The following is a 19,212-nucleotide window of genomic DNA, read 5'->3' as shown; positions in this document are numbered from 1 at the left end:
GCCGGTCGCGAGACGGGGTCGCCCCCGACCGCGAGCGCCCCGCAATCGGCCGCTACTCCTCGCTCGACTGGTCGACGTCCGATCGACGCCGAACGTCCACTTGGTAGTGCTGGAGGATGTCGCGGCCGAGCAAGAGCTGGTAGTCCATGTGGCTGCGGTCCTGCAGCGACGCCGCGACAGTGTGGCGGTCCCCGCCGACGCCGACGACGATGTCGACGACCGGCCGGGCCTGCCCGGACTTGCGGCTCCCGGATCGGACCTTCGTCATCGACTTGATCGGGCCGGCGCCGATCGCCGCCGCCAGCCGGGTGTCGATGCTCGTCCGCGCGGCGCCCGTGTCGGACTTCCCGACGACGCGCTCGGTGCCGCTGGTGCCGGAGACGAGCACGTTCTCGGTGTAGCCGATGGAGCTCACCGCCGCCGGCTCGGGCTCGGGTTCGGTCGCCACGGCCTCGGGTTTGGAGTCGTCGAGCTCGGTCGCGAGTTCGACGACCCGGTCGTCGTCCACCTCGCCGCCCGCCGTCTCGATGGCTAGCTTCGCGATGGCGGGGGCCGGACTCACGCCGGTCGCCGCGAACAGCCCCTTGAACCCGGCGGTGGGGTTGACCTCCAGCAGGTGCCAGCCCGCCTCGCCCTCCACGAGGTCGACGCCGGCGTAATCGAGGCCGATGGCCTCGGTCGCCGAGAGCGCCGCCGCCGCGGCCGCCTCGGGGAGGTCGTCGACCCCCTCGACGTCGCCGCCGAGCGCGACGTTAGTCCGCCAGTCGTTCTCCGGCGCGTACCGCCGCATCGTGCCGACGACCTCGCCGTCGACGACGTAGACACGGAGGTCGCGGTGGCGGTCGCCGTCCCGCTGGATCAGCTCCTGGAGGAACGCGTAGCGGTCGCCGACCCGTGGGTTGACCTGTTCCTCGCTGCCGACCTTCCACGTCCCGCCGCCGTGGGTGCCGATCGCGGTCTTGTACACCACCTCGTCGCCGTACTTCGCCTTCTCGTCGTTCAGCCGGTCGTCGTCGAGCGCGAGCGTCGCGTCGGGCAACTGCACGTCCGAGCCGGCGAGTGCGGTCGCGGTCGCGAACTTGTGAAACGCCGTGAGGACGTTCCGCGGCCGGTTCAGCATGGGCCGTAGGTGGCTCAGCGAGAGCGCGAGCCCGAGCAGTTCCGCGGGCTGTTCGGTCCGTGACAGCAGGAGTCGGTTCGCGATCACGTCGACGTTGGGGTCGAGCGTCGCCGTGCCGTCCGCGATGTCCACACAGAGGCTCTCCTCCCGTAACCAGACGCCGGTGTGACCGAGCGCCTCGACCGCGTTCAGGATCGCCTTCGTCTCCTTGCTGTTGTGGAGGCTGAGAACGCCGACAGAAACGGAGTCGTTCATTGGGGTGGTCTTCGACGGATAGCGACTAAACCGTGCCGATGGGCCGCCCGAAGGGGCGGTCGACCGGGGCCCCAGCTATATACGCCCCGCGCCAAACACGGGACGATGACCGACGGGGCGTTCACGTACAACGGCGGGCGGGTCGAACCCGGGGAGCGCGCGGACATCCGGTACAGCATCAGCGAGACGTACCTTGGCGACCCCGTCCGCATCCCGGTCTCGATCGTCAACGGGGAGCACGCGGGGCCGACCGTGTTCCTCTCGGCGGCCTCCCACGGCGACGAACTCAACGGGATCGAGGTGGTGCGGGAGGTCGCCTACGAGTGGGCGCACACGAACCTCCACGGGACGCTGGTCTGTCTGCCCGTGTTGAACGTGCCGGGGTTCGTCACCCAGCAGCGCTACCTGCCCGTCTACGACCGCGACCTCAACCGCTCGTTCCCCGGGAACGCCGGCTCCACGAGCGCGAAACGGATGGCCGACGAGATCTTCCGGAACTTCGTCGAACCCTGCGATCTCGGGCTGGACTTCCACACGTCCACGCGCGGCCGGACGAACATGCTCCACGTCCGGGCGGACATGGCCGACGGCGACGTCCCGCGGCTCGCGCGGGGGTTCGGCTCGAACGTGATCATCGACAGCGAGGGGGCGTCGGGGACGCTGCGCCGCGAGGCGACCGCCGCCGGCGTCCCGACGATCACCGTCGAGATGGGCGAGGCTCACCGGTTCCAGCGGGGGCTGATCGACCGCGCGCTCGACGGCGTCGCGAGCGTGTTCGCGGAGTACGGCGTCTCCCCCGATCAGTCCGTGACTCGACCGAGCTGGCGGACGATCGTCACCAGCGATCAGAAGACGTGGGTCCGGTCCGACGCCGGCGGACTCGTGGAGATGCACTACGACCGGGGCGAACTCGTCCACGAGGGCGACACGGTCTGTACCATCTCGAGCCCGTTCAAGCAGGACGTCGTCCGGGTCGAGGCACCCTTCACGGGGCTGCTCGTCGGGAAGCTCGAGAACCCCGTCGTCTACCCGGGCAACCCCCTGATCCACCTCGTCGAGCTCGACGAGCCGATCCGGCGCGCCTACGAGCGCGAGCGGTCGGGGACGATGCCCGAGCGGCCGGACTGAGGCGGCTACCCGCCGCGCTCGGCCTCGCCCGCCCGCGTCTCGATCTCCCCTTTCAACGCCGCCGCAGCGAACGTGTGGTCCGGCCGAACGCTCACGAAGTCCAGAAACTCCCGCGCTTCCAGTAGCTCCCGTTCGTCGTAGTGTGCCAGCGCCGCCTTCACCGCCGCTTTCGCACCGATCAGCGGCTCCAGCGCCGCGAGCGCACACGCGAGGTCGTACGACCGCGCGGCGGCCATCGTCGCCCCGGCGTCCGCGTCCTCGCGGACGTTGGTGGCGTCGATGACGTAGATCTCGTTCTCGACCACGAGCACGTTCTCCGCACGCAGGTCGCCGTGAGCGAGCCCGTGGTCGTGCATCCGGCGCAGCGCCGCGAACACGTCCGGGGCGAGTTCGCGCTCGCGCTGCTCGCCGAGGTCGCCCAGCGTGTCGAACGCGGGGAGGTACTCCATCACCAGCACGCCCATCCCCTCGACATCCAGCGCCTCGATCGGCTCGGGGGCGTTCACGCCGACCTCGCGCAGGCGCTCGGTGGCTTCCAGTTCGTGTTCGGCCATCTGGTAGGGCGTGCCGTAGTGGCCGAAGAACCCCTCCGTACCCGAGGAGAACGCGCCGAGGTTCCGGGTCGCGGTGAACAGCGCGTGGACCAGCGAGTTCTGCTCGGTCACCAGCTTCACGAAGAACTCGTCGTCGAGCACCAGCGGCGTCGAGAGCCAGTTGTCGGCGTCGAGGAAGCGGACGTGGACCGACTCGCGGTCGTACCGCTCCGCGAGCTCGCGAACGACCGCCTCGATCCGGTCCCAGTCCGGACTCCCCCGGACGACCCGCCGCAGTTCCATCACGTCGGGGTTGGAGGGGCGAGGGGATAAACGACGGTGGCCGTGTGACGTGTCGAGAGCTACCGACCCCCTTCTCGCGCGGTGCCGTCTCAGTCGGCCGCTTCGACGGTCGGCAGTTCGACGACGAACACCGAGCCGCGCGGGTCGTTGTCGTCGACCCAGACGCTGCCGTCGTACATCTGGACGAGCGTCGAGACCAGATACAGCCCCATCCCCGACCCCGCGCTCTCGACGCCTTTCACCTCGTCGTGGAAGATCTGCTCCCGGATCGAGTCGGGGATGCCGGGCCCGTTGTCCGCGATCTTGACACGCGCGGCGCCGTCGGACGCGGACAGACTGATAGCCACCCTCGGCTCGGCGGCGTCGTTGTGCTGCACGGCGTTGCTGATGAGGTTCCGAAACACCGAGGAGAGCAGGTCGTTCGCCGCCACGGTTATCTCCGGCGGCGAGTCGGGGAGCTCGATGCTGGCCGTCTCGAACGTCGTCCTGCACTTCTCGGCCTCTTCGAGCACGACCTGGGTGAGGTTCATCGGCCGTAGCTCGGGCTCGCCCCCGCTCGCTATGGTTTCCGTGATGTCTCTCGCGGTCGTCGTGAGGTCGAGGATGTGGTTCGACGCGGACTCGATCCGCTCGTACGCCGATCGCTGCTCGGGCGTGATGCTGTCCGACAGCACGTCGAGCCACCCCAGCACGACGGCGATGTCGTTCCGGATGTCGTGCCGGAGCAGGCGGTTCAGTATCTCCAGCTGTCGCCCCCGCCGTGAGATCTCCTGTGACTGGTCTCGGAGTCGGAGCAGCGTGTCGATGCTGTTCGCGAGGTCGTACTTGTCCAGCGGGACCCTGACGGTGCCGTCGACGAGCTCCCAGAGCGCCGGGTGCTGTCGCCGGAGCTCCTCGTTGACCGCGACCCAGCTGCTGTCGGGGACCAGAAGGAGGTACGGCAGCAGGCTATCGGCTTCGTCTTTCCGCCGTCGAAGCGTCGACTGGGACTGCCGCAACGCGGCGGTGTCGAGGACACAGATGTCAAACGACGCGCTGTCGAGCTCGCCTTCGACGAGCTGGTACCGGGAGTTCTCGGCGAGCCACCTCGTGAGGAGGCGCTGGTTCGCCGTGTTCGCGACGAGCGAGAACACCGTCGCCGTCGAGCCCCGGTCGGTGACGGCGCGATCAGGAGCCATCTGTTCGGGGCTGTTTCGACGTGTCGAACGTCGGCGTCCCGGTCAGGATGCCGCTCAGTTCGGTGAGCGGTTCGCCGACGCTGATGCCGTACTCGGTGAAATCGAGGCGCCGGAGCGTGTCCTCGAAGTCGCTCGTTCGCATCTTGAGCACGCCGATGACCTTGTCGATGGAGCCCTGATACTCCAGATGGCGGAGGAAGACGATGTTGTCGGCGACGTTGCTCATCGCCTCCTCCGTGACGCGGAACTCGCCCGTGATCTGGTGGACTTCGTTGGTGACCATCGTCGTCACCCCCATCTCGCGGAGGTAGCGACCGATCGAGCTCAGGTAGTCGACCGGATCCTCGTCGCCGAACCCGCGGAGGTTCTGCTTGAACCCCTGGAACCCGTCGAGCAGGACGACACCCACGTCGTCCTCGGTGACCGCGGTTTCGATCATGTTCGTGACCTGATCGATCGTGTACTCGTCGGGGCGGGCCTCGACGATCTCGACGGTGCCCTCGTCGAGCATGTGTGAGAGGCCGATGTTCAGCGCTTCCGACCGTTGGAGCATCGTCCGCTTCGACTCCTCGAAGGAGAGGATGAGCGACTGGTTGCCGCGGCTTGCGGCCTCCTTGACGAACTGGAGGCTGGTCGTGGTCTTGCCGGCGCCGGTGGGACCGCTGAAAAAGGTCACCGTGCCGCGCTGGAGCCCGCCGCTGAGCAGCTGATCGAGCTCCGGGACGCCGGAGGAGACGGTCCCCGGCTCGAAGTCGACCGGCTCCTGTGTCGGGACGAGCCGCGGCCAGACCTCGACGCCGTCGTCCGTCACCTCGTAGCCGTGCGGGCCGCGTTTGACCGACGGGCCACGGAACTTCGTCACGTCGATGCTCCACGCGTCGGGCGTCCGGTCGAGGTCGATGATCACGTCGGTCAGGAACCGGAGATCGGTGTCGGAGAGGTCCGACGCGACCTGAGAGGTCATCAGCACGGTCGCCCCCTTCCCGCGGAGGAAATCGATGAGCCCCATGATCTGGGAGCGGAACTGGTGTTCGTCCGCCGTGAGAAAGCGGAACTCCGTTATCGGGTCGATCAGGACGCGGTCGGGCTGGAGCTCCTCGACGGTGTCACGGACCTCGTTGATCAGCGACGGCTGTTCCACGTCCGCCGAGGAGAACAGGGTGTACATCTCCTCCTCGGTGAACTGCTCGGCCGTCGGCGCGAGTTCGAGGAAATGCAGCGAGTCGGAGTTGAGGTCGAAGTGGTCGGCCGTTCGCTTGACGTACTCCGTCGGCTCGCCGAAGTTGATGTACAGGCTCTCCTCGCCGTCGCCGGCCGCAGCGAGGAAGTGCAGGCCGAACACGGTTTTGCCGGCGCCGGGTGGCCCCCGAACGAGCGCGTTCTGCCGCTCCAACAGCCCACCCCCCAGAACCCTGTCGAGCCCCTCGATTCCGGTCGATTCACGCGAAATATCGCTCATGACGCTACTGAGGACGCACGAACACATCATGATTACTGTTCCTTCCGTACAGTCGTATCCTCGGAAGAGCGCCGACTACGGCTCGTTCCTGAGTTGCTGGGTGATGGATCGCTGCACCAGTACGTTCACGTTGTACAGCAGGATCCCGACCGAGAGCAGCGTGGTCGCGAAGTACACCACCAGCGCGGGCGGACCGCCGACGGTCGTGCCGAGGATCCCGCCGGCGAGGCCGACGACGGTGAGCTCCGCCCACGTCACAACGATCCGGGAGCCGAGGTTCGGGGACGCCGACCCGTCGGCCGCGTCAGCCATACGACGCCTCCGCGTCGATCGGGCCGCTGAACACGGAGTACAGCACGCCGAAGTACGAGAGGACGATCGGCAGTAGGAACGCCATCATGATCGTCATCAGGTTCAGCGGCAGCGTCGAGACGATCCCCTCCGAGACGGGGATCCCGGCCGCGCGGTCGATCGCCGGGAACATCGCGGTCGCGATCACGCCCACCAGCGCGGCGACCAGTCCCGCGACCGTCCCGAACGCGGCGTGGTACTGTCCCTGCCGGGTGGCAACGACGTAGCCCGCCGCCAGCGCGATCGACAGCAGCACCAGCGCGATCACGGGCACCGAGAGCAGCGCCGACTGCAGGCCGGGCGTCGTGACGTAGATCGCGACGAGCGTGAGCGCGACCAGACCGACGTAGGCGGCGACCGCGCGAATCCCGTACCGGCTCGCGTCGTCCCGGAGCGAGCCGCGTGTCTTGAGGCCGAGGAAGGCGGCGCCGTCGGCGACGGTCAGCGCGACGACCGCGAGCCCGCCGAGCAGCCCCGGGATCGAGACGATCCCCGCGACCCCGGTGAGCCAGTTGATCGCGAACATCCCCAGCAGGAACGGCGTCAGCGCGCTGCCGGCGACGAAGGAGTAGCCCCAGTACCGCCGCCACTGCTCGTCCTCGCGCTCCTCGTACATCTCCGGGGCGAGCCCCCTGAGTCCGAGCGCTGCGAGGATCGCGAACATGAGCAGGTAGTAGCGGCTGAACAGATTCGCGTACACCGACGGGAAGGCGGCGAACAGTGCGCCGCCGAACACCACCAGCCACACCTCGTTCCCGTCCCAGAACGGCCCGATCGCGGCCAGCAGCGTCTCCTTCTCGTGGTCGTCCTCCCGGGTCGCGAACAGGATGCCGATCCCGAAGTCGAACCCGTCGAGGAACAGGAACATCCCCAACACGAAGAACACGAGCCCGAACCAGATCGCCGGCAGCGGCAGCCCGAACAGCGGCTCGCCGGCGAGATCAATCATCGACGCTCACCTCCGCCTCCGGCGGGGCGTCCGTGGGCGCGTCGACGCTCTCGCTCCCGTCGTCGACCTCGGGCGGGCCGTGCTTGATGATCCGCCGGATCACGTAGGTGTACAGCACCAACAGCAGTGCGTAGCCGCCGACGAAGCCGGCGAGCGTGAACGTCGCCTCCGCTCCGGTCAGGTTCGTCGAGACGCCCGACTCGGTCAGCAGCACGTCCTGAATCAGCCACGGCTGGCGGCCGACCTCGGTGACGATCCAGCCCGTCTCGACCGCGACGATCCCCAGCAGCGACGAGCCCATGAACGCCTTGTGGAGCAGGTCGTCGTCGACCAGATCGCCGCGGTACCAGCGGAACGCCGCCCAGAACGCGAGCAGGATGAACCAGAAGCCGAGGCCGACCATGATGCGGAACGCCCAGAACACGATCGCGACCGGCGGCGCCGCCGTCTCGAAAGAGTTCAGCCCGCGGATCTCCGCCTGCGGGTTCCCGCCGCTGGCGAGCCACGACGCGCCGCCGGGGATGCCGATCCCGAACAGCTCCTTCGCCCGCGGGTCGAGGATGTGCGAGGGGTCGGTCGGGAACGCGATGATGTACTCCGGCACGTACGTGTCGGTCTCCCACAGCGCCTCCATCGCGGCGAACTTCTGTGGCTGGGTCTCGTACACGTGGCGGGCGTACAGGTCGCCGTGGAGCACCTGCAGCGGCGCCGTGATCACCAGCGCGACGATCGCGATCTTGAGCGTCTTCACCCAGAAGACGGGGTTGTCGATCTCCTGTCCCCGGACGTGGTGTTTGTACACGAAGTAGGCGGCGACGCCGGCCATGAACAGCGCGACCGACTCGACCGCCGAGTTCTGCATGTGGATGAACATGTACTGGAACCGGGGGTTGAGGTACGCCGCCATGGGGTCCGTGAGGTGGACGACCTCCTGCCCGCCCTCGTTGACGAGTTCGTACCCCCGCGGGGTCTGCATCCAGGAGTTCGCGATCAGGATCCACACCGCCGAGAGCCACGTCCCCAGCCCGACCGCGACGCTCGAGAGGAAGTAGAACGCGTCGGAGACGCGCTCACGGCCGTAGAGGAAGATGCCGAGGAACGTCGCTTCGAGCATGAACGCCATCATCCCCTCCGTCGCCAGCGGGCCGCCGAACAGCTCGCCCGCGAACGTCGAGAACGCCGCGAAGTTGGTGCCGAACTCGAACTCCAGCACGAGCCCGGTGACGGTGCCGACGACGAAGCTGACCGCGAAGATCTTGACCCAGAACCGCCGGAGCCGTTCGTAGACGGCTTCGCCGGTCCGGATCTCCTTCCAGGTGAAGTAGATCAGGAACGGCGCGAGCCCCATGCTCATCACGGGGAAGATGATGTGGACGATGGTGGTGACGGCGAACTGCAGCCGGCTCGCCGCGACGGGATCAACCATCCCCCCACCTCCCACAGGGGGCGGTCCCGCCTCTTCCCGGGGCGGCGGTCGAACGGTCGACGACGCATCCGCTACTCATTGCTCTACGCGGACGTTCGAACGAGACGCAGTTAACTCTGACCCGTTTCCCGTCGTCCTACGGCTTCACCAACACTTTCACCGCGTCGCGCTCGTCCATCGCGCGGTATCCCTCCTCGATCTCCCCCAGGTCGACCTCCTTCGTGAACACCGGCGAGGGGTCGAGCGTCCCCTGCAGCACGTCGGCCATCAGCGCCTCGGCGTACGCCCGAACCGGGGCGACGCCGCCTTCGAGACTGACGTTCTTCCCGAACGCGGTCCCGAGGAACTCGGCGTTCTCGACGCCGCTGGGGACGCCGACGTAGCCGACCGTGCCGCCGGGGCGAGCGACCTCGAACGCGGTCTCCATCGAGGACTGCGCGCCGACACACTCCATGACGTGGTTCGCACCGCCGTGGGTGAGCTCCGTGGCGCGCTCGACCGCTTCCTCGCCACGGGCGGCGATCGTGTCGGTCGCGCCCATCTCCTCGGCGATCTCGAGGCGGTCCTCGTGGTGACCCATCGCGATCACGCGCTCGGCGCCCAGCCGCTTGGCGGCCGCGACGCCACAGAGGCCGACCGCGCCGTCGCCGATCACGACCGCCGTGTCGCCGGCCTCGACGCCCGCGCTGACGGCGGCGTGGTGGCCCGTACACATCACGTCGGTCAGCGGGAGCAGCGAGCGGAGCGTCTCCTCGTCGTCGGCGTGGCGTTCGGGGACGCGGATCAGCGTGCCGTCGGCGTGTTCGGTGTGGACGTACTCGGCCTGTGCGCCGCTCTCGGGGCCGGTCCAGCCGCCGCCCTCGACACAGGAGGTGTGCAGCCCCTTCCGGCAGAACTCACACTCCCCACAGCTCGTCGAGAACGGGCCGAACACGCGGTCACCGGGCTCGACGCTGGTCACGTCGTCGCCGACCGCCTCGACGATCCCCATCGGCTCGTGGCCGATCCCCGAGCCTGCCTCGCGGTCCTGAATACCGCGGTAGGGCCAGAGGTCCGAGCCACAGACCGCGGTGTGGGTCACCCGGACGACCGCGTCCGTCGGGCTCTCGATCTCGGGTTCGGGGCGGTCCTCCACGCGGATGTCGCGTTCGCCGTGGAACACTGCGGCGTCCATACTCGTTCGTGGTGTCGGGACGCGCAAAAATCCGTCCGTCGCGGCGGTCCGCGTGAGGTTCCACACGATCACGGCAAAACGCTCTGTTGCCGAGGCACGGAGGCCTCGGCAGGTCACGAGCCGTCGCCAGAACGCGAGGCGTGCTGGCTGGCGACCGAGAGCGCCGCTCTCGGTAACGTGACTGGCTAGCTGTCGGCGAACGCGCCCGCCACCAGCAGCGGGAACACGAGCGTCGCCTCGGCCTGCACCTGCGTGTAGTTGGTCTCCTCCTCCTTGATCTTCCCCCACGAGACGGCCTCGTTCGGCGGCGCGCCCGACAGCGAGCCGTCGCCCTCCATCCCGGTGGAGATGTAGACGGCGTAGTCGGCGCCGCCGCGGAACAGGTTCGTCATGATCGCGTGGTGCTTGGGGACGCCGCCGCCGACGACCAGCAGCCCCGTTGTGTCGGCAAGCATCCCGTTCTCGATCAGGTCGTCGTAGTCGGCCATGATCTCGATGCCGATGTCGGTGTCGTGCTGCTTTCGGTAGTAGTAGAGGAAGTTCCCCACCTCGGCGTCGTTGAGCGCGGGGCAGTACACCGGCACGTCGTTGTCGGCGGCCTGCTTCAGCACCGAGTCCGGGTCGTCCAGCGTCTCGCCGAGCTCACGGGAGAACTCCGTCGGCGTGCGGACCTTCTCCTCGGCGAAGAAGTCGTCGAAGAAGTCGTAGAGGTACTCTTCGAGCCAGACGTAGCGGTCCGAGGGGACGTAGATGTTGCCGAGGCGGTTGATCCCCTCCTCGCGGAGCGCAGCCTCGTCGGCGTCCCACTCGCCCATCTTGAACGGCTTCTCGGTCTTGATCACGTCCTCGGCGATCGAGCCCGAGGTGGTGATGATCACGTCGACGAACCCCTCGCGGACGAGGTAGGCGACGACCTCCCGCAGCCCCGAGGAGATGATGTTCGAGGTCAGCGTCAGGTAGATCTTCGCGTCCTCCTCGCGCATCTGTTTCGCGATGTCGACGGCCTCGGCGAGATGCGTCGCCTGAAAGCCGGTCGTCGCGTAGGCCTCCAGCATCTCGCCGAGGTCGAACTCGCCGCGGAAGTCGTAGCCCCGCACCGCCTCGCCGCCGGGCTCCGTCTCGCTGCCCGGAACGACGTGTTCGTGGCTCTCGTCTTCGTCCATACCGGCGGTAGCCGGCCGGGACTCTTGAACTGCGTGGGTTCGCCCGGCGGGTGTCTCCCGAGCTAGACCGAGCCGGGCTGCCGCGAAGCGAAGGCCGAAAGGCGCCGCCGGCGTACGAACGGTGTGACCCTCTCGATCCGCCGCTTCCGCCCCGCCGACCGCGACGCCGTCGACGAGACCGTCGAGGCCGCCCTCCGCTCGGCCGACGCCTACTTCGAGGACGTGCCCGCGCTCGAGGACGACGACATCCTCGCGGAGTACGTCGACGCCGGCGGAGAGTTCCTCGTCGGGGAACGTGACGGCGAGATCGTCGCGACCGGCGCGTTCCGCCCCCCGACTGGCGTCGTTACGGAGTTCGTCGAGCCCGCGGGCGCCGCGGAACTCAAGCGGATGCACGTCCACCCCGACCACCACCGCGAGGGGATCGGGCAGGCGATGTACGACGAACTCGAACGCCGCGCCCGCGAGCGCGGGTCCGAGCGGTTCGTGCTCTCGACGACCGGGCGACAGACGCCCGCTCACGCGTTCTACGAGGCCAACGGCTTCGAGCGGGTCGGCGCGACGACCGCCGAGGTGGAGGGGACGACGCTCGACATTCTGGTGTTCGAGAAGTCGTTCGACTGAGTCGCCGTCCCGGCTCGATCCAGCGGTATCTTGATTGTGCCGTCGCCCCGTCCTCTACGTCCATGCCCGCGATACGGACCGACGATCTGACCAAGTACTACGGCGACGTTCGGGGCGTCGAGGACCTCACGTTCGCCGTCGAGGACGGGGAGGTGTTCGGCTTCCTCGGCCCCAACGGCGCGGGGAAGACCACGGCGATCCGGACGCTGATGGGGTTCCAGTCGCCGACGGGCGGGTCGGCGACGGTGCTCGGCGCCGACGTGGAAGACGCCGAGGCGCTGCGGGCGGCTCGGTCCAGCGTGGGCTACCTCCCGAGCGAACCCGGCTTCGACGAACGCGTCACCGGGCGACGGCTGCTGGCGTACCACGGTTCGCTCCGCGGTGACGTTCGCAGCGACGAGCTGCTCGAACTGTTCGACCCGCCGCTGGACCGGCCCGTGGGCGACTACTCCCGGGGGAACCGGCAGATGCTCGCGATCGTCATGGCGTTCATGCACGACCCGGATCTGCTGATCATGGACGAGCCCACCTCGGGGCTGGATCCGTTGAAACAGGAGACGTTCCTCGAGTTCGTCCGGTCGGAGCGTGAGCGCGGGACGACGTTCTTCTTCTCCTCGCACATCCTGAGCGAGGTTCGGAAAGTCTGTGACCGCGTGGGGATCATCCGGAACGGCCGTCTCGTCGAAGTGTCGACCGTCGACGAACTGCTCGACCGCAGCGGGAAGCAGGTCCGGGTGACGCTGGGCGACAGCGTCGACGCCACAGCGTTCGATCTCCCGGGCGCCCACGACGTGACCGTCGGCGGCCGGGCGCGGGAGGAGCGAGAGGATCTCGGGGACGGCGTGACCACCGTCTCGTTCACGTACACCGGCGCGTACGAGCCGTTGCTCCGCCGGCTGCTCGATCACGACCTGCGGGATCTCGCGATCGAGGAGGCACCCCTCGAGGACGTGTTCATGCGCTTCTACGACACCGACACGGAGGAGACCGTCGAACGCGTCGAGTCGGAGGCCGAGGATGCTTGAGACGGTACGCTACGAGTCCGAGAAACGCCTCGCCGGCTCTCTGGTGCTGGCCGGCGGGCTGGCGGCGTTCGCGGCGATGGTCGTCCTGATCGCACCCGGACTGCTCGGCGAGGTGGACATCGACGCGCTGGTCGAGCAGTTCCCCCCGGGGATGGTCGAGGCGTTCGGGCTCGCGACGATGGGGACCATCGAGGGGTTCCTGGCGATCGAGCTGTACGAGTTCCTCTGGCTGGTCGGGCTCGGCGCGTATCTCGCGTACAGCGCCGCGGGGACGGTCGCCGGCGACGTGGAGACCGGGCGGATGGACACGCTGCTCGCCGCGCCGATCTCCCGGGAGCGTCTGCTGGGCGAGAAGTACCTCGCGCTCCTGACGCCGATCCTGCTCGCCAACGTCGCCGTGTTTACCGTCGTCCTCGCCGGCACGCGCCTCGTCGGCGAACCGATCGCCGTCACCGACCTGCTCGCGGTCCACGCGCTCTCGCTCCCGTACTTCCTCTGCTGTGGCGCGTTCGGCACGCTCGCGTCGGTGGCCGCGCCGGATCGGCTCGTCGCCGAGGGGGTCGCCGCGGGCGGGATCGTGGGAGCGTTCCTGTTGGACACCATCGCTTCCGGGGCGGACATCCCGTGGCTGGGCGCGATCTCGCCGACGCGGTACTACGACCCGCTCGGGGTGCTCACCGCCGGCGAGTACGACCTCGCCGGGGCGGCGATCCTGCTCGCTGCGACGGTCGTGCTCTTGGTCGGCAGCGTCGCGTGGTTCCGGGAGGTGGATCTCTCGTGAGCACCGAGTCCGTCGACGCCCGGCGGGGCGGCGCGTCGGTCGCGACCGTCGCGCGGTTCGAGGCCGAACGCCGCCTGCGGGTGGCCGCCGTCGTGGCCGCGCTGCTCTCGGCCTACGGCGCGATGTTCGTCTGGATCGGCCCGAGCTTCGTCGCCGGGGAGGAGATGCAGGCGCTGCTCGACGCGCTGCCGCCGGTGCTGAACGAGCTGCTGGGGTTCGAGAGCCTCGCGTCCCTCGAAGGGCTGCTCGCCGGCGAGTACTACACGTTCGGCTGGCTGGTCGGGCTCGCGGGCTACGTGGCCTACACCGCCGCGGGGGCGGTCGCCGGCGACGTGGAGACCGGGCGGATGGACACGCTGCTCGCCGCGCCCGTCGCGCGGGGGAGCGTCCTCCTCGGGAACTACCTCGCGTTGCTCGTCCCGATACTCGGCGCGACTCTCCTCACGCCGGCGGTGCTCTACGGCACGTCGGTGCTCGTCGGCGAGCCGCTGTCCGTCGAGCGGCTCGTCGCGCTACACGCGCTGATCGTGCCGTACCTCCTCTGCTGGGGCGCCGCCGGCCTGCTGCTCGGCGTGGTGGTCGGGCGGAGCCGGACCGCGGGCCGTGTCGCCCTCGCGCTCGTGTTCGGCTCGTGGCTGGCGGAGTCGGTGCTGGGCGTGTCGGACTACGCGTGGGCGGGCGCCGTCACGCCGACCCACTACCTCGACCCCTCCGCCGTGCTCGTCGGCGGGGAGTACGATCTGATGGGGGCAGGAGTGTTGCTCCTCGCGGCGGCAGTCCTCCTCGGGCTGAGCCGCCGGGCGTTCGCGCGCCGGGACGTTTGAGGGGTTAGCTCTCCGCGGCGACGCTCGGCTCGTCGCTGTACTTGTCGCCGAACTCGCCGATGAGCTGACCCATCTTCGCGTACCAGTCGTTCAGCGTGCGCTGCATCTCGCCGGCGATCTCCTCGGCGTCGCGCGGGTGGTAGACGTGGTGGTAGCCGCCCTGCTCGTAGTTCACCTGCTCCTTCTGGAGGAACCCCGCCGACAGCAGCCGCTGGACCGAGCGGTAGGCGGTGGAGCGCTCGCGGTCGACGGCGTCCGCGATCTCGTCGACGGTCAGCCCCTCGCCGCGCTCGTTCAGCAGGCGGAACACCTCCTTGTCGATCTCCTTCAGGTCGTGGAAACACTCCAGCAGCCCCTCACACTCCATGTCCGACCGGAGCATCTCCTGCATCGAGTTCGCCATCCGTACCGCAGGGTAGCGTCCGTTCGGGTAAAAGAGTTTGCATGAACGACACAATACTGCGCTACGACGTCGTGAGCCGACAGAGCGTGCCGTTCGTCTGCCCGCGGAGCCGGCAGACCGCGGCCAGCACGACGGCGCCGCTGACGAGGAACGCGGCGCCGAAGATCAGCACGGTGCTGAGAGCGTTCAGCGCCTCGATCCCGTACACCGTGCCCAGCTTGTTCGCGGCGACGGCGACGCTCCCGGCGAGCAGCATCGCGGCGAAGTACCCTTTGATCTCCCCCTCGTCGACGAGGTTGGTCGCGCCCGCGCCGACCCGCGCCCCGAGCGCGCTCCCGAGCAGCAGGAACCCCACGACTGGCAGCGCGACCGAGCCGGACTGAGCGTACGTGAACGCGCCGAACGCCCCCGAGATGGTGATCTGGAGGATGTCCGTCCCGACCGCGATCGCGGCGGGCACACCCAGCCCGTACATCATCGCGGGCATGAGCAGGAAGCCGCCGCCGACGCCGAGGAAGCCCGAGAGCACGCCGATTGCGAGCCCGACGGCGACGACGATCGGCGCCGAGACGCGGACGCCGCCGCGAAGGTGCACCATCGGCGGGATCTCCAGCGACTGGACGCGGTCGGATAGGTCGGCCCCTTCCCCGTCGTCGCCCCACGCGTCACGCAGGGTGAACAGGCCGACGATCGCGAGCAGGCCGACGTAGGCGGCGTTGATCACGAGGTCGGCCAGCCCCGTGGCCTCGAGGAGGAACACGACGCGCTTTCCGAGTTCGATCCCGGCGGTCATCGCGACCGTCATGATCGCCGCCAGCTTGTAGTCGACCTGCCCGTGGTCGCGGTGTTTGAGCGCGCCGATCACGCTCGTCCCGAACACGAACGCCAGCCCGCTCCCGACGGCGACCGTCGACGGGTAGCCGAGCACCAACAGCGCGGGCGTCACGAGGAACGACCCACCCATCCCGAAGAAGCCGAACAGCGTGCCGATGAGCAGGCCGAAGCCGACGAACACCGCGACCATGGTGAGCCCAAGACCGAGCAGTTCCACGGTCACTCACCCCCCACAGCCGCGAGCAGCCTCGGCGCTAACGCAGTCGAGAGCACCCCGTAGAGAGCGTACAGCGCGATCGACTCGGCGAACACGAGCCCGACCGTCCGCAGCGCGTCCACGGGAACGGCCAGTTCAGTCGGCAGCATGGCGAAGTTCTGTCTTGTTTAGTAATGTGGTTTCTACACAATACTGTTTGCGAACGGGCGGAGTGGTGTGGTTCGTCATGGTTGTTCAGGCAGTCGACCCCCGCGATCGGAGGTAGCCCTGTGCGTACGCGCCGAGGAACATCCCACCGATCGCCCAGAGGATCGGGAGGTTCCCGATCCCGACGCTGGCGTAGGCTGCGCCCGGACAGATGCCCGAGACGCCCCAGCCGACGCCGAAGATCACGCCGCCGACGACGACGTTGCTGTCGAACTCCTTCACGCGGCGGGTGTACTCGCTCCCGGTCAACGGGGCGGTGCTGTCCAGCCGCGTCGCGACGGCGAAGACGATCCCCGTCACGACCGCGGCGCCGCCCATCACGAACAGCAGGCCGAAGTCCTCGAACTGGAGGAAGTCGAGCACGATCTCCGGCCGTGCCATCCCGCTGATCGCGAGGCCGAGGCCGAAGATCAGCCCGCCGGCGTAGACCGCCGGCATGAACAGGGGGTGACGGTCCTCGGCGCTCACGTGTCGCTCACCCCGTTCGCTCCCGTTGGCGCGTTTCGAGCCGCTCGCGTCTCGTCGCTCACGGCGCCACCCCCAGAGCCTGCACCAGCTGTGCGGTCCCGATCGCGAACGCGAGGAACGTCGCGACGTTCACGAAGGAGGTGTTCGACAGCGAGCCGACGCCGCAGACGCCGTGGCCCGAGGTACACCCCTTGCCGAGCCGGGTGCCGATACCGACGAGGACGCCCCCGCCGAGCAGCCGCCACCACTGCACGTCGGTCGTCCACGCGCCCGGTTCGGCCGCCGGCCCGAGCGCCGACGAGAGCGAGGGCGTCGCGGCCGCCAGCGCGGGAGCGAGTCCGAACGCCCAGAGCGCGGCGCCGCTGACGATTCCCGCGGTGAACACGAGGCGCCAGCCGCGTGACTGGACGTACTTGAAGCGGTTGAAGCGGTCCACGTCGGAGACGTACGACAGCGTCGACTCGAGGAACGTGCTCGCGCCGGCGATGATCCCCGTCGAGAGGTAGATCGCTGCCGCGCCGGCGCCCACGAGCAGGCCGCCGAGCAGGTACGGGAGCACGCCCCGGGGGAACGGCTCCGCCGGGAACAGAAGCGGTGTAGCGTCGATCATCAGTCGGTCATCGCCTCCTCGCTCGCGGCGCAGTTGTTCGGGCCGAGTTCGAGTTCGAACGCCGCCTCGTCGTCGGGCGCCTCGTGCCCGAGGTTGGTCGCGATGATCTCCTCGTAGTTGGCCGGCTGGGGCGGCATATCCTCGACCACGTGCTCGACGAACTTCCCCTCGTCCATCCCGAGCGCGTCCATGCGCTCGACCAGATCACCGAGCTCGGCAGTGTACGTCCCGTCGTCGTCTGGCGTCGCCGCGTCGCCGAAGTGTGCCGGCGCGATCACCGTGTCGTCGGGGAGCGGCAGGACCGTCTCCTGCAGGCTCTCGTAGAGGGTGCGGGCGGCGTCTCTCGCGGCCTCGGGGTCTTCGAGATCCGGCCGGGCGACGCTCTCGACGAACAGCCCGTCGCCGGTGAACAGCACGTCCCCGACGCGGTACGCCGTCATCCCGGTCGTGTGACCGGGCGTGTGGTGCACCTCGATCTCGGCGTCGCCGACCGAGAGCGTGTCGCCGTCCGCGACCGTCTCGTACTCGCGGTCGTAGTCGACGCCCCGCTTCGCCGCCGCCTCGGGGAGCACCGCGGTCGCGTCGGTCTCGGCGGCGAGTTCCCGCACCCCCGAGACGTGATCGGCGTGGACGTGCGTGTCGAGCGCGTACGTCAGGTCGGCACCGAGCGTCTTCGCGTCCCGCACGTACTCGTTGGTGAACGCCCGGAGCGGGTCGATCACCGCCGCCTCGTCGCCGGAGACGACGAGGTAGGCCAGACAGCCACTCGACGGTCGGCGGTACTGGGCGATCGTGGCGTCGCCGTCGGTGTCGAGCTCCTGGTACTCGTAGACGCGTGCCCACCCCTTCATCCCGCGTTCGAGGTGGTCGACTTCGTACCCGGCTTCCTGAAGCTGCTCGGCGACCATCTCGCTGGAGCCGCCTTTCCCGCACAGCACCGTTATCGCGCGATCGTCGGGCAACTGCTCGTGCAGCGCCTCGGGGATGCCGTCGAGGAGTTCGAAGTACGGGTAGTTCACCGTCTCCGGCCCCTCGATGCGCCACTCCTCGAAGTCGGACGTCGAACGCACGTCGAGGAGGAACACGTCCTCGCCCGAGTCGATGCGCCGCTTCAGCCCCTCGGGGCTGATCGATTCGATCGATTCGCTCGTCTGGTGATCGACCATCGTCACCCCCACCTACTGGACTGTCCGGGATAAGCGTTCGGATAGATTTTCACTAACTACACAATACCGGGGCGGGTGATGTGACAGTAACACCGTAATAGGCGATACAACTGGAACTGGCGAAAGTAGTAGTGCACGATACACGAACAGCTACCGATGCGCTTTTACCACCGAAGTCAGTATTGGGCGGTGAAGTCAAAACCATGACCGAGTACGATATCGCGGAGACGCTCGACGTGAAAGGAGAGAACTGCCCGATGCCCGTCGTCAAAACCAAGCAGGCCGTCGACGACCTCGCCGACGGCGACGTGCTGGAGGTGCTCGCGACCGATCCCGGCAGCGTGAGTGACCTCGGCGGCTGGGCCGGCAGCACCGACGGCGTGGAACTGCTCGATCAGGAGGAGGGCGACGAGGTGTACACCCACTACGTGCGGGTGGGCGAATGAGCGCCGACACGTCCGACGACGCCGACACTGGCGCGCCCTCGCGTGCGGAGTTGGCCGCACGCGTCGAGGAGCTTGAGGCCTCGCTGGCCGAGGCCACGGGCGACGACACGAAGAAGATGTCCATCGTCGCGACAAAGGGGACGCTCGACATGGCGTACCCGCCGCTGATCCTCGCCAGCACCGCGGCCGCGTTCGGCTACGACGTGACCGTGTTCCACACGTTCTGGGGGCTGGAGATCCTGCACGAGGAGCGCTCGACGGAGCTCAAACTGAGCTCGGTCGGCAACCCCAACATGCCCGTGCCGAACGCCATCGCGGCGCTGCCGGGGATGGACCGCATGACGACCCGGATGATGGAGAACAAGATCGAGGCGAACGACACGGCGACGATCGAGGAGCTGATCGACACCTCGCTGGAGATGGGCGTGGAGTTCCAGGCGTGTCAGATGACGATGGACCTGATGGGCTACGACGAGGCGGAGTTCTACGACGGCGTGACTGTCGGCGTCGGCGCGGCGACGGCGATCCAGGACATGGCCGAATCGGACATCCAACTCCTGATCTGACG

Annotated in this window: 22 protein-coding genes; 7 read left to right on the top strand and 15 right to left on the bottom strand. The window is 68.4% G+C overall.

Annotated features, from left to right (window positions below; genetic code table 11):
- Positions 1-52: 52 nt before the first annotated feature.
- Positions 53-1,375 (bottom strand): RimK/LysX family protein, encoded by a 1,323-nt coding sequence (locus ACQUSM_RS03530; protein WP_435115787.1) that lies wholly within the window; start codon positions 1,373-1,375, stop codon positions 53-55.
- Between the two features lie 105 nt (positions 1,376-1,480).
- Between ACQUSM_RS03530 and ACQUSM_RS03525 the strand changes: the two genes are divergently transcribed.
- Positions 1,481-2,503, top strand: coding sequence for a succinylglutamate desuccinylase/aspartoacylase family protein (locus ACQUSM_RS03525; protein ID WP_435115785.1), 1,023 nt, complete (start codon positions 1,481-1,483; stop codon positions 2,501-2,503).
- Between the two features lie 5 nt (positions 2,504-2,508).
- On the opposite strand, the gene ACQUSM_RS03520 is transcribed toward ACQUSM_RS03525, so the two are convergent.
- From ACQUSM_RS03520 to ACQUSM_RS03485, 8 genes are all read right to left on the bottom strand, one after another.
- Positions 2,509-3,339, bottom strand: a complete 831-nt coding sequence (locus ACQUSM_RS03520) for an RIO1 family regulatory kinase/ATPase domain-containing protein (RefSeq protein WP_435115783.1) — start codon at positions 3,337-3,339, stop codon at positions 2,509-2,511.
- A gap of 89 nt (positions 3,340-3,428) precedes the next feature.
- Positions 3,429-4,517, bottom strand: coding sequence for a sensor histidine kinase (locus tag ACQUSM_RS03515; RefSeq protein WP_435115781.1), 1,089 nt, complete (start codon positions 4,515-4,517; stop codon positions 3,429-3,431).
- Positions 4,507-5,976: an ATPase domain-containing protein gene (locus ACQUSM_RS03510; RefSeq protein ID WP_435115779.1), complete on the bottom strand. Its 1,470-nt coding sequence runs from the start codon at positions 5,974-5,976 to the stop codon at positions 4,507-4,509. The genes ACQUSM_RS03515 and ACQUSM_RS03510 overlap by 11 nt, the downstream gene beginning before the upstream one ends.
- 75 nt (positions 5,977-6,051) lie before the next feature.
- The gene (locus ACQUSM_RS03505; protein WP_435115777.1) at positions 6,052-6,288 is read right to left on the bottom strand and encodes a hypothetical protein; all 237 of its coding nucleotides are present in this window, start codon (positions 6,286-6,288) and stop codon (positions 6,052-6,054) included.
- Positions 6,281-7,276: a cytochrome d ubiquinol oxidase subunit II gene (cydB, locus tag ACQUSM_RS03500; RefSeq protein WP_435115775.1), complete on the bottom strand. Its 996-nt coding sequence runs from the start codon at positions 7,274-7,276 to the stop codon at positions 6,281-6,283. Before cydB ends, ACQUSM_RS03505 begins: the two co-directional genes overlap by 8 nt.
- Positions 7,269-8,702, bottom strand: coding sequence for a cytochrome ubiquinol oxidase subunit I (locus ACQUSM_RS03495; protein ID WP_435115773.1), 1,434 nt, complete (start codon positions 8,700-8,702; stop codon positions 7,269-7,271). Before ACQUSM_RS03495 ends, cydB begins: the two co-directional genes overlap by 8 nt.
- Before the next feature lie 136 nt (positions 8,703-8,838).
- A complete protein-coding gene (locus tag ACQUSM_RS03490) occupies positions 8,839-9,876 on the bottom strand; it encodes a zinc-dependent alcohol dehydrogenase family protein (RefSeq protein WP_435115771.1) in 1,038 nt (345 codons plus the stop codon).
- Positions 9,877-10,061: 185 nt separating this feature from the next.
- Positions 10,062-11,039 carry a deoxyhypusine synthase gene (locus ACQUSM_RS03485; RefSeq protein WP_435115769.1) on the bottom strand — a complete coding sequence of 326 codons (978 nt, stop codon included), beginning with the start codon at positions 11,037-11,039 and terminating at the stop codon, positions 10,062-10,064.
- A gap of 123 nt (positions 11,040-11,162) precedes the next feature.
- On the opposite strand from ACQUSM_RS03485, the gene ACQUSM_RS03480 reads away from it, so the two are divergent.
- From ACQUSM_RS03480 to ACQUSM_RS03465, 4 genes are all read left to right on the top strand, one after another.
- Positions 11,163-11,663: a GNAT family N-acetyltransferase gene (locus tag ACQUSM_RS03480; protein ID WP_435115767.1), complete on the top strand. Its 501-nt coding sequence runs from the start codon at positions 11,163-11,165 to the stop codon at positions 11,661-11,663.
- A 62-nt stretch (positions 11,664-11,725) separates the two neighbouring features.
- The gene (locus tag ACQUSM_RS03475) at positions 11,726-12,688 is read left to right on the top strand and encodes an ABC transporter ATP-binding protein (protein WP_435115765.1); all 963 of its coding nucleotides are present in this window, start codon (positions 11,726-11,728) and stop codon (positions 12,686-12,688) included.
- A complete protein-coding gene (locus ACQUSM_RS03470; RefSeq protein WP_435115763.1) occupies positions 12,681-13,469 on the top strand; it encodes an ABC transporter permease subunit in 789 nt (262 codons plus the stop codon). Before ACQUSM_RS03475 ends, ACQUSM_RS03470 begins: the two co-directional genes overlap by 8 nt.
- Positions 13,466-14,293 (top strand): ABC transporter permease, encoded by an 828-nt coding sequence (locus ACQUSM_RS03465; RefSeq protein ID WP_435115761.1) that lies wholly within the window; start codon positions 13,466-13,468, stop codon positions 14,291-14,293. Before ACQUSM_RS03470 ends, ACQUSM_RS03465 begins: the two co-directional genes overlap by 4 nt.
- A gap of 4 nt (positions 14,294-14,297) precedes the next feature.
- Here the strand turns inward: ACQUSM_RS03465 and ACQUSM_RS03460 are convergent, their stop codons facing one another.
- From ACQUSM_RS03460 to ACQUSM_RS03435, 6 genes are all read right to left on the bottom strand, one after another.
- Positions 14,298-14,696 (bottom strand): helix-turn-helix domain-containing protein, encoded by a 399-nt coding sequence (locus ACQUSM_RS03460; protein ID WP_435115759.1) that lies wholly within the window; start codon positions 14,694-14,696, stop codon positions 14,298-14,300.
- A gap of 61 nt (positions 14,697-14,757) precedes the next feature.
- On the bottom strand, positions 14,758-15,720 hold the full coding sequence (locus ACQUSM_RS03455; RefSeq protein WP_435118276.1) for a sulfite exporter TauE/SafE family protein: 963 nt from the start codon (positions 15,718-15,720) through the stop codon (positions 14,758-14,760).
- 29 nt (positions 15,721-15,749) lie between these two features.
- On the bottom strand, positions 15,750-15,896 hold the full coding sequence (locus ACQUSM_RS03450) for a DUF7512 family protein (protein ID WP_435115757.1): 147 nt from the start codon (positions 15,894-15,896) through the stop codon (positions 15,750-15,752).
- A gap of 85 nt (positions 15,897-15,981) precedes the next feature.
- The gene (locus tag ACQUSM_RS03445; protein WP_435118274.1) at positions 15,982-16,392 is read right to left on the bottom strand and encodes a DUF6691 family protein; all 411 of its coding nucleotides are present in this window, start codon (positions 16,390-16,392) and stop codon (positions 15,982-15,984) included.
- Between the two features lie 88 nt (positions 16,393-16,480).
- Entirely contained in the window at positions 16,481-17,032 is a 552-nt protein-coding gene (locus tag ACQUSM_RS03440) for a YeeE/YedE family protein (RefSeq protein ID WP_435115755.1), read from the bottom strand.
- Positions 17,032-18,198 carry an MBL fold metallo-hydrolase gene (locus ACQUSM_RS03435; protein WP_435115753.1) on the bottom strand — a complete coding sequence of 389 codons (1,167 nt, stop codon included), beginning with the start codon at positions 18,196-18,198 and terminating at the stop codon, positions 17,032-17,034. Before ACQUSM_RS03435 ends, ACQUSM_RS03440 begins: the two co-directional genes overlap by 1 nt.
- Positions 18,199-18,401: 203 nt before the next feature.
- Here ACQUSM_RS03435 and ACQUSM_RS03430 point away from each other — a divergent pair, with 203 nt between their 5' ends.
- Positions 18,402-18,644 (top strand): sulfurtransferase TusA family protein, encoded by a 243-nt coding sequence (locus ACQUSM_RS03430; RefSeq protein ID WP_435115751.1) that lies wholly within the window; start codon positions 18,402-18,404, stop codon positions 18,642-18,644.
- Complete coding sequence (locus tag ACQUSM_RS03425; protein WP_435115749.1) at positions 18,641-19,210, top strand: DsrE/DsrF/DrsH-like family protein; 570 nt, start codon at positions 18,641-18,643, stop codon at positions 19,208-19,210. Before ACQUSM_RS03430 ends, ACQUSM_RS03425 begins: the two co-directional genes overlap by 4 nt.
- Positions 19,211-19,212 lie beyond the last annotated feature (2 nt).

The organism is Halolamina sp. C58 (assembly GCF_051195095.1).
In the GTDB taxonomy this organism is placed as follows: Archaea; Halobacteriota; Halobacteria; order Halobacteriales; family Haloferacaceae; genus Halolamina.
The sequence above is the reverse complement of the archived record's forward strand: the minus strand, read 5'-3'. Positions and strand labels throughout refer to the sequence as shown.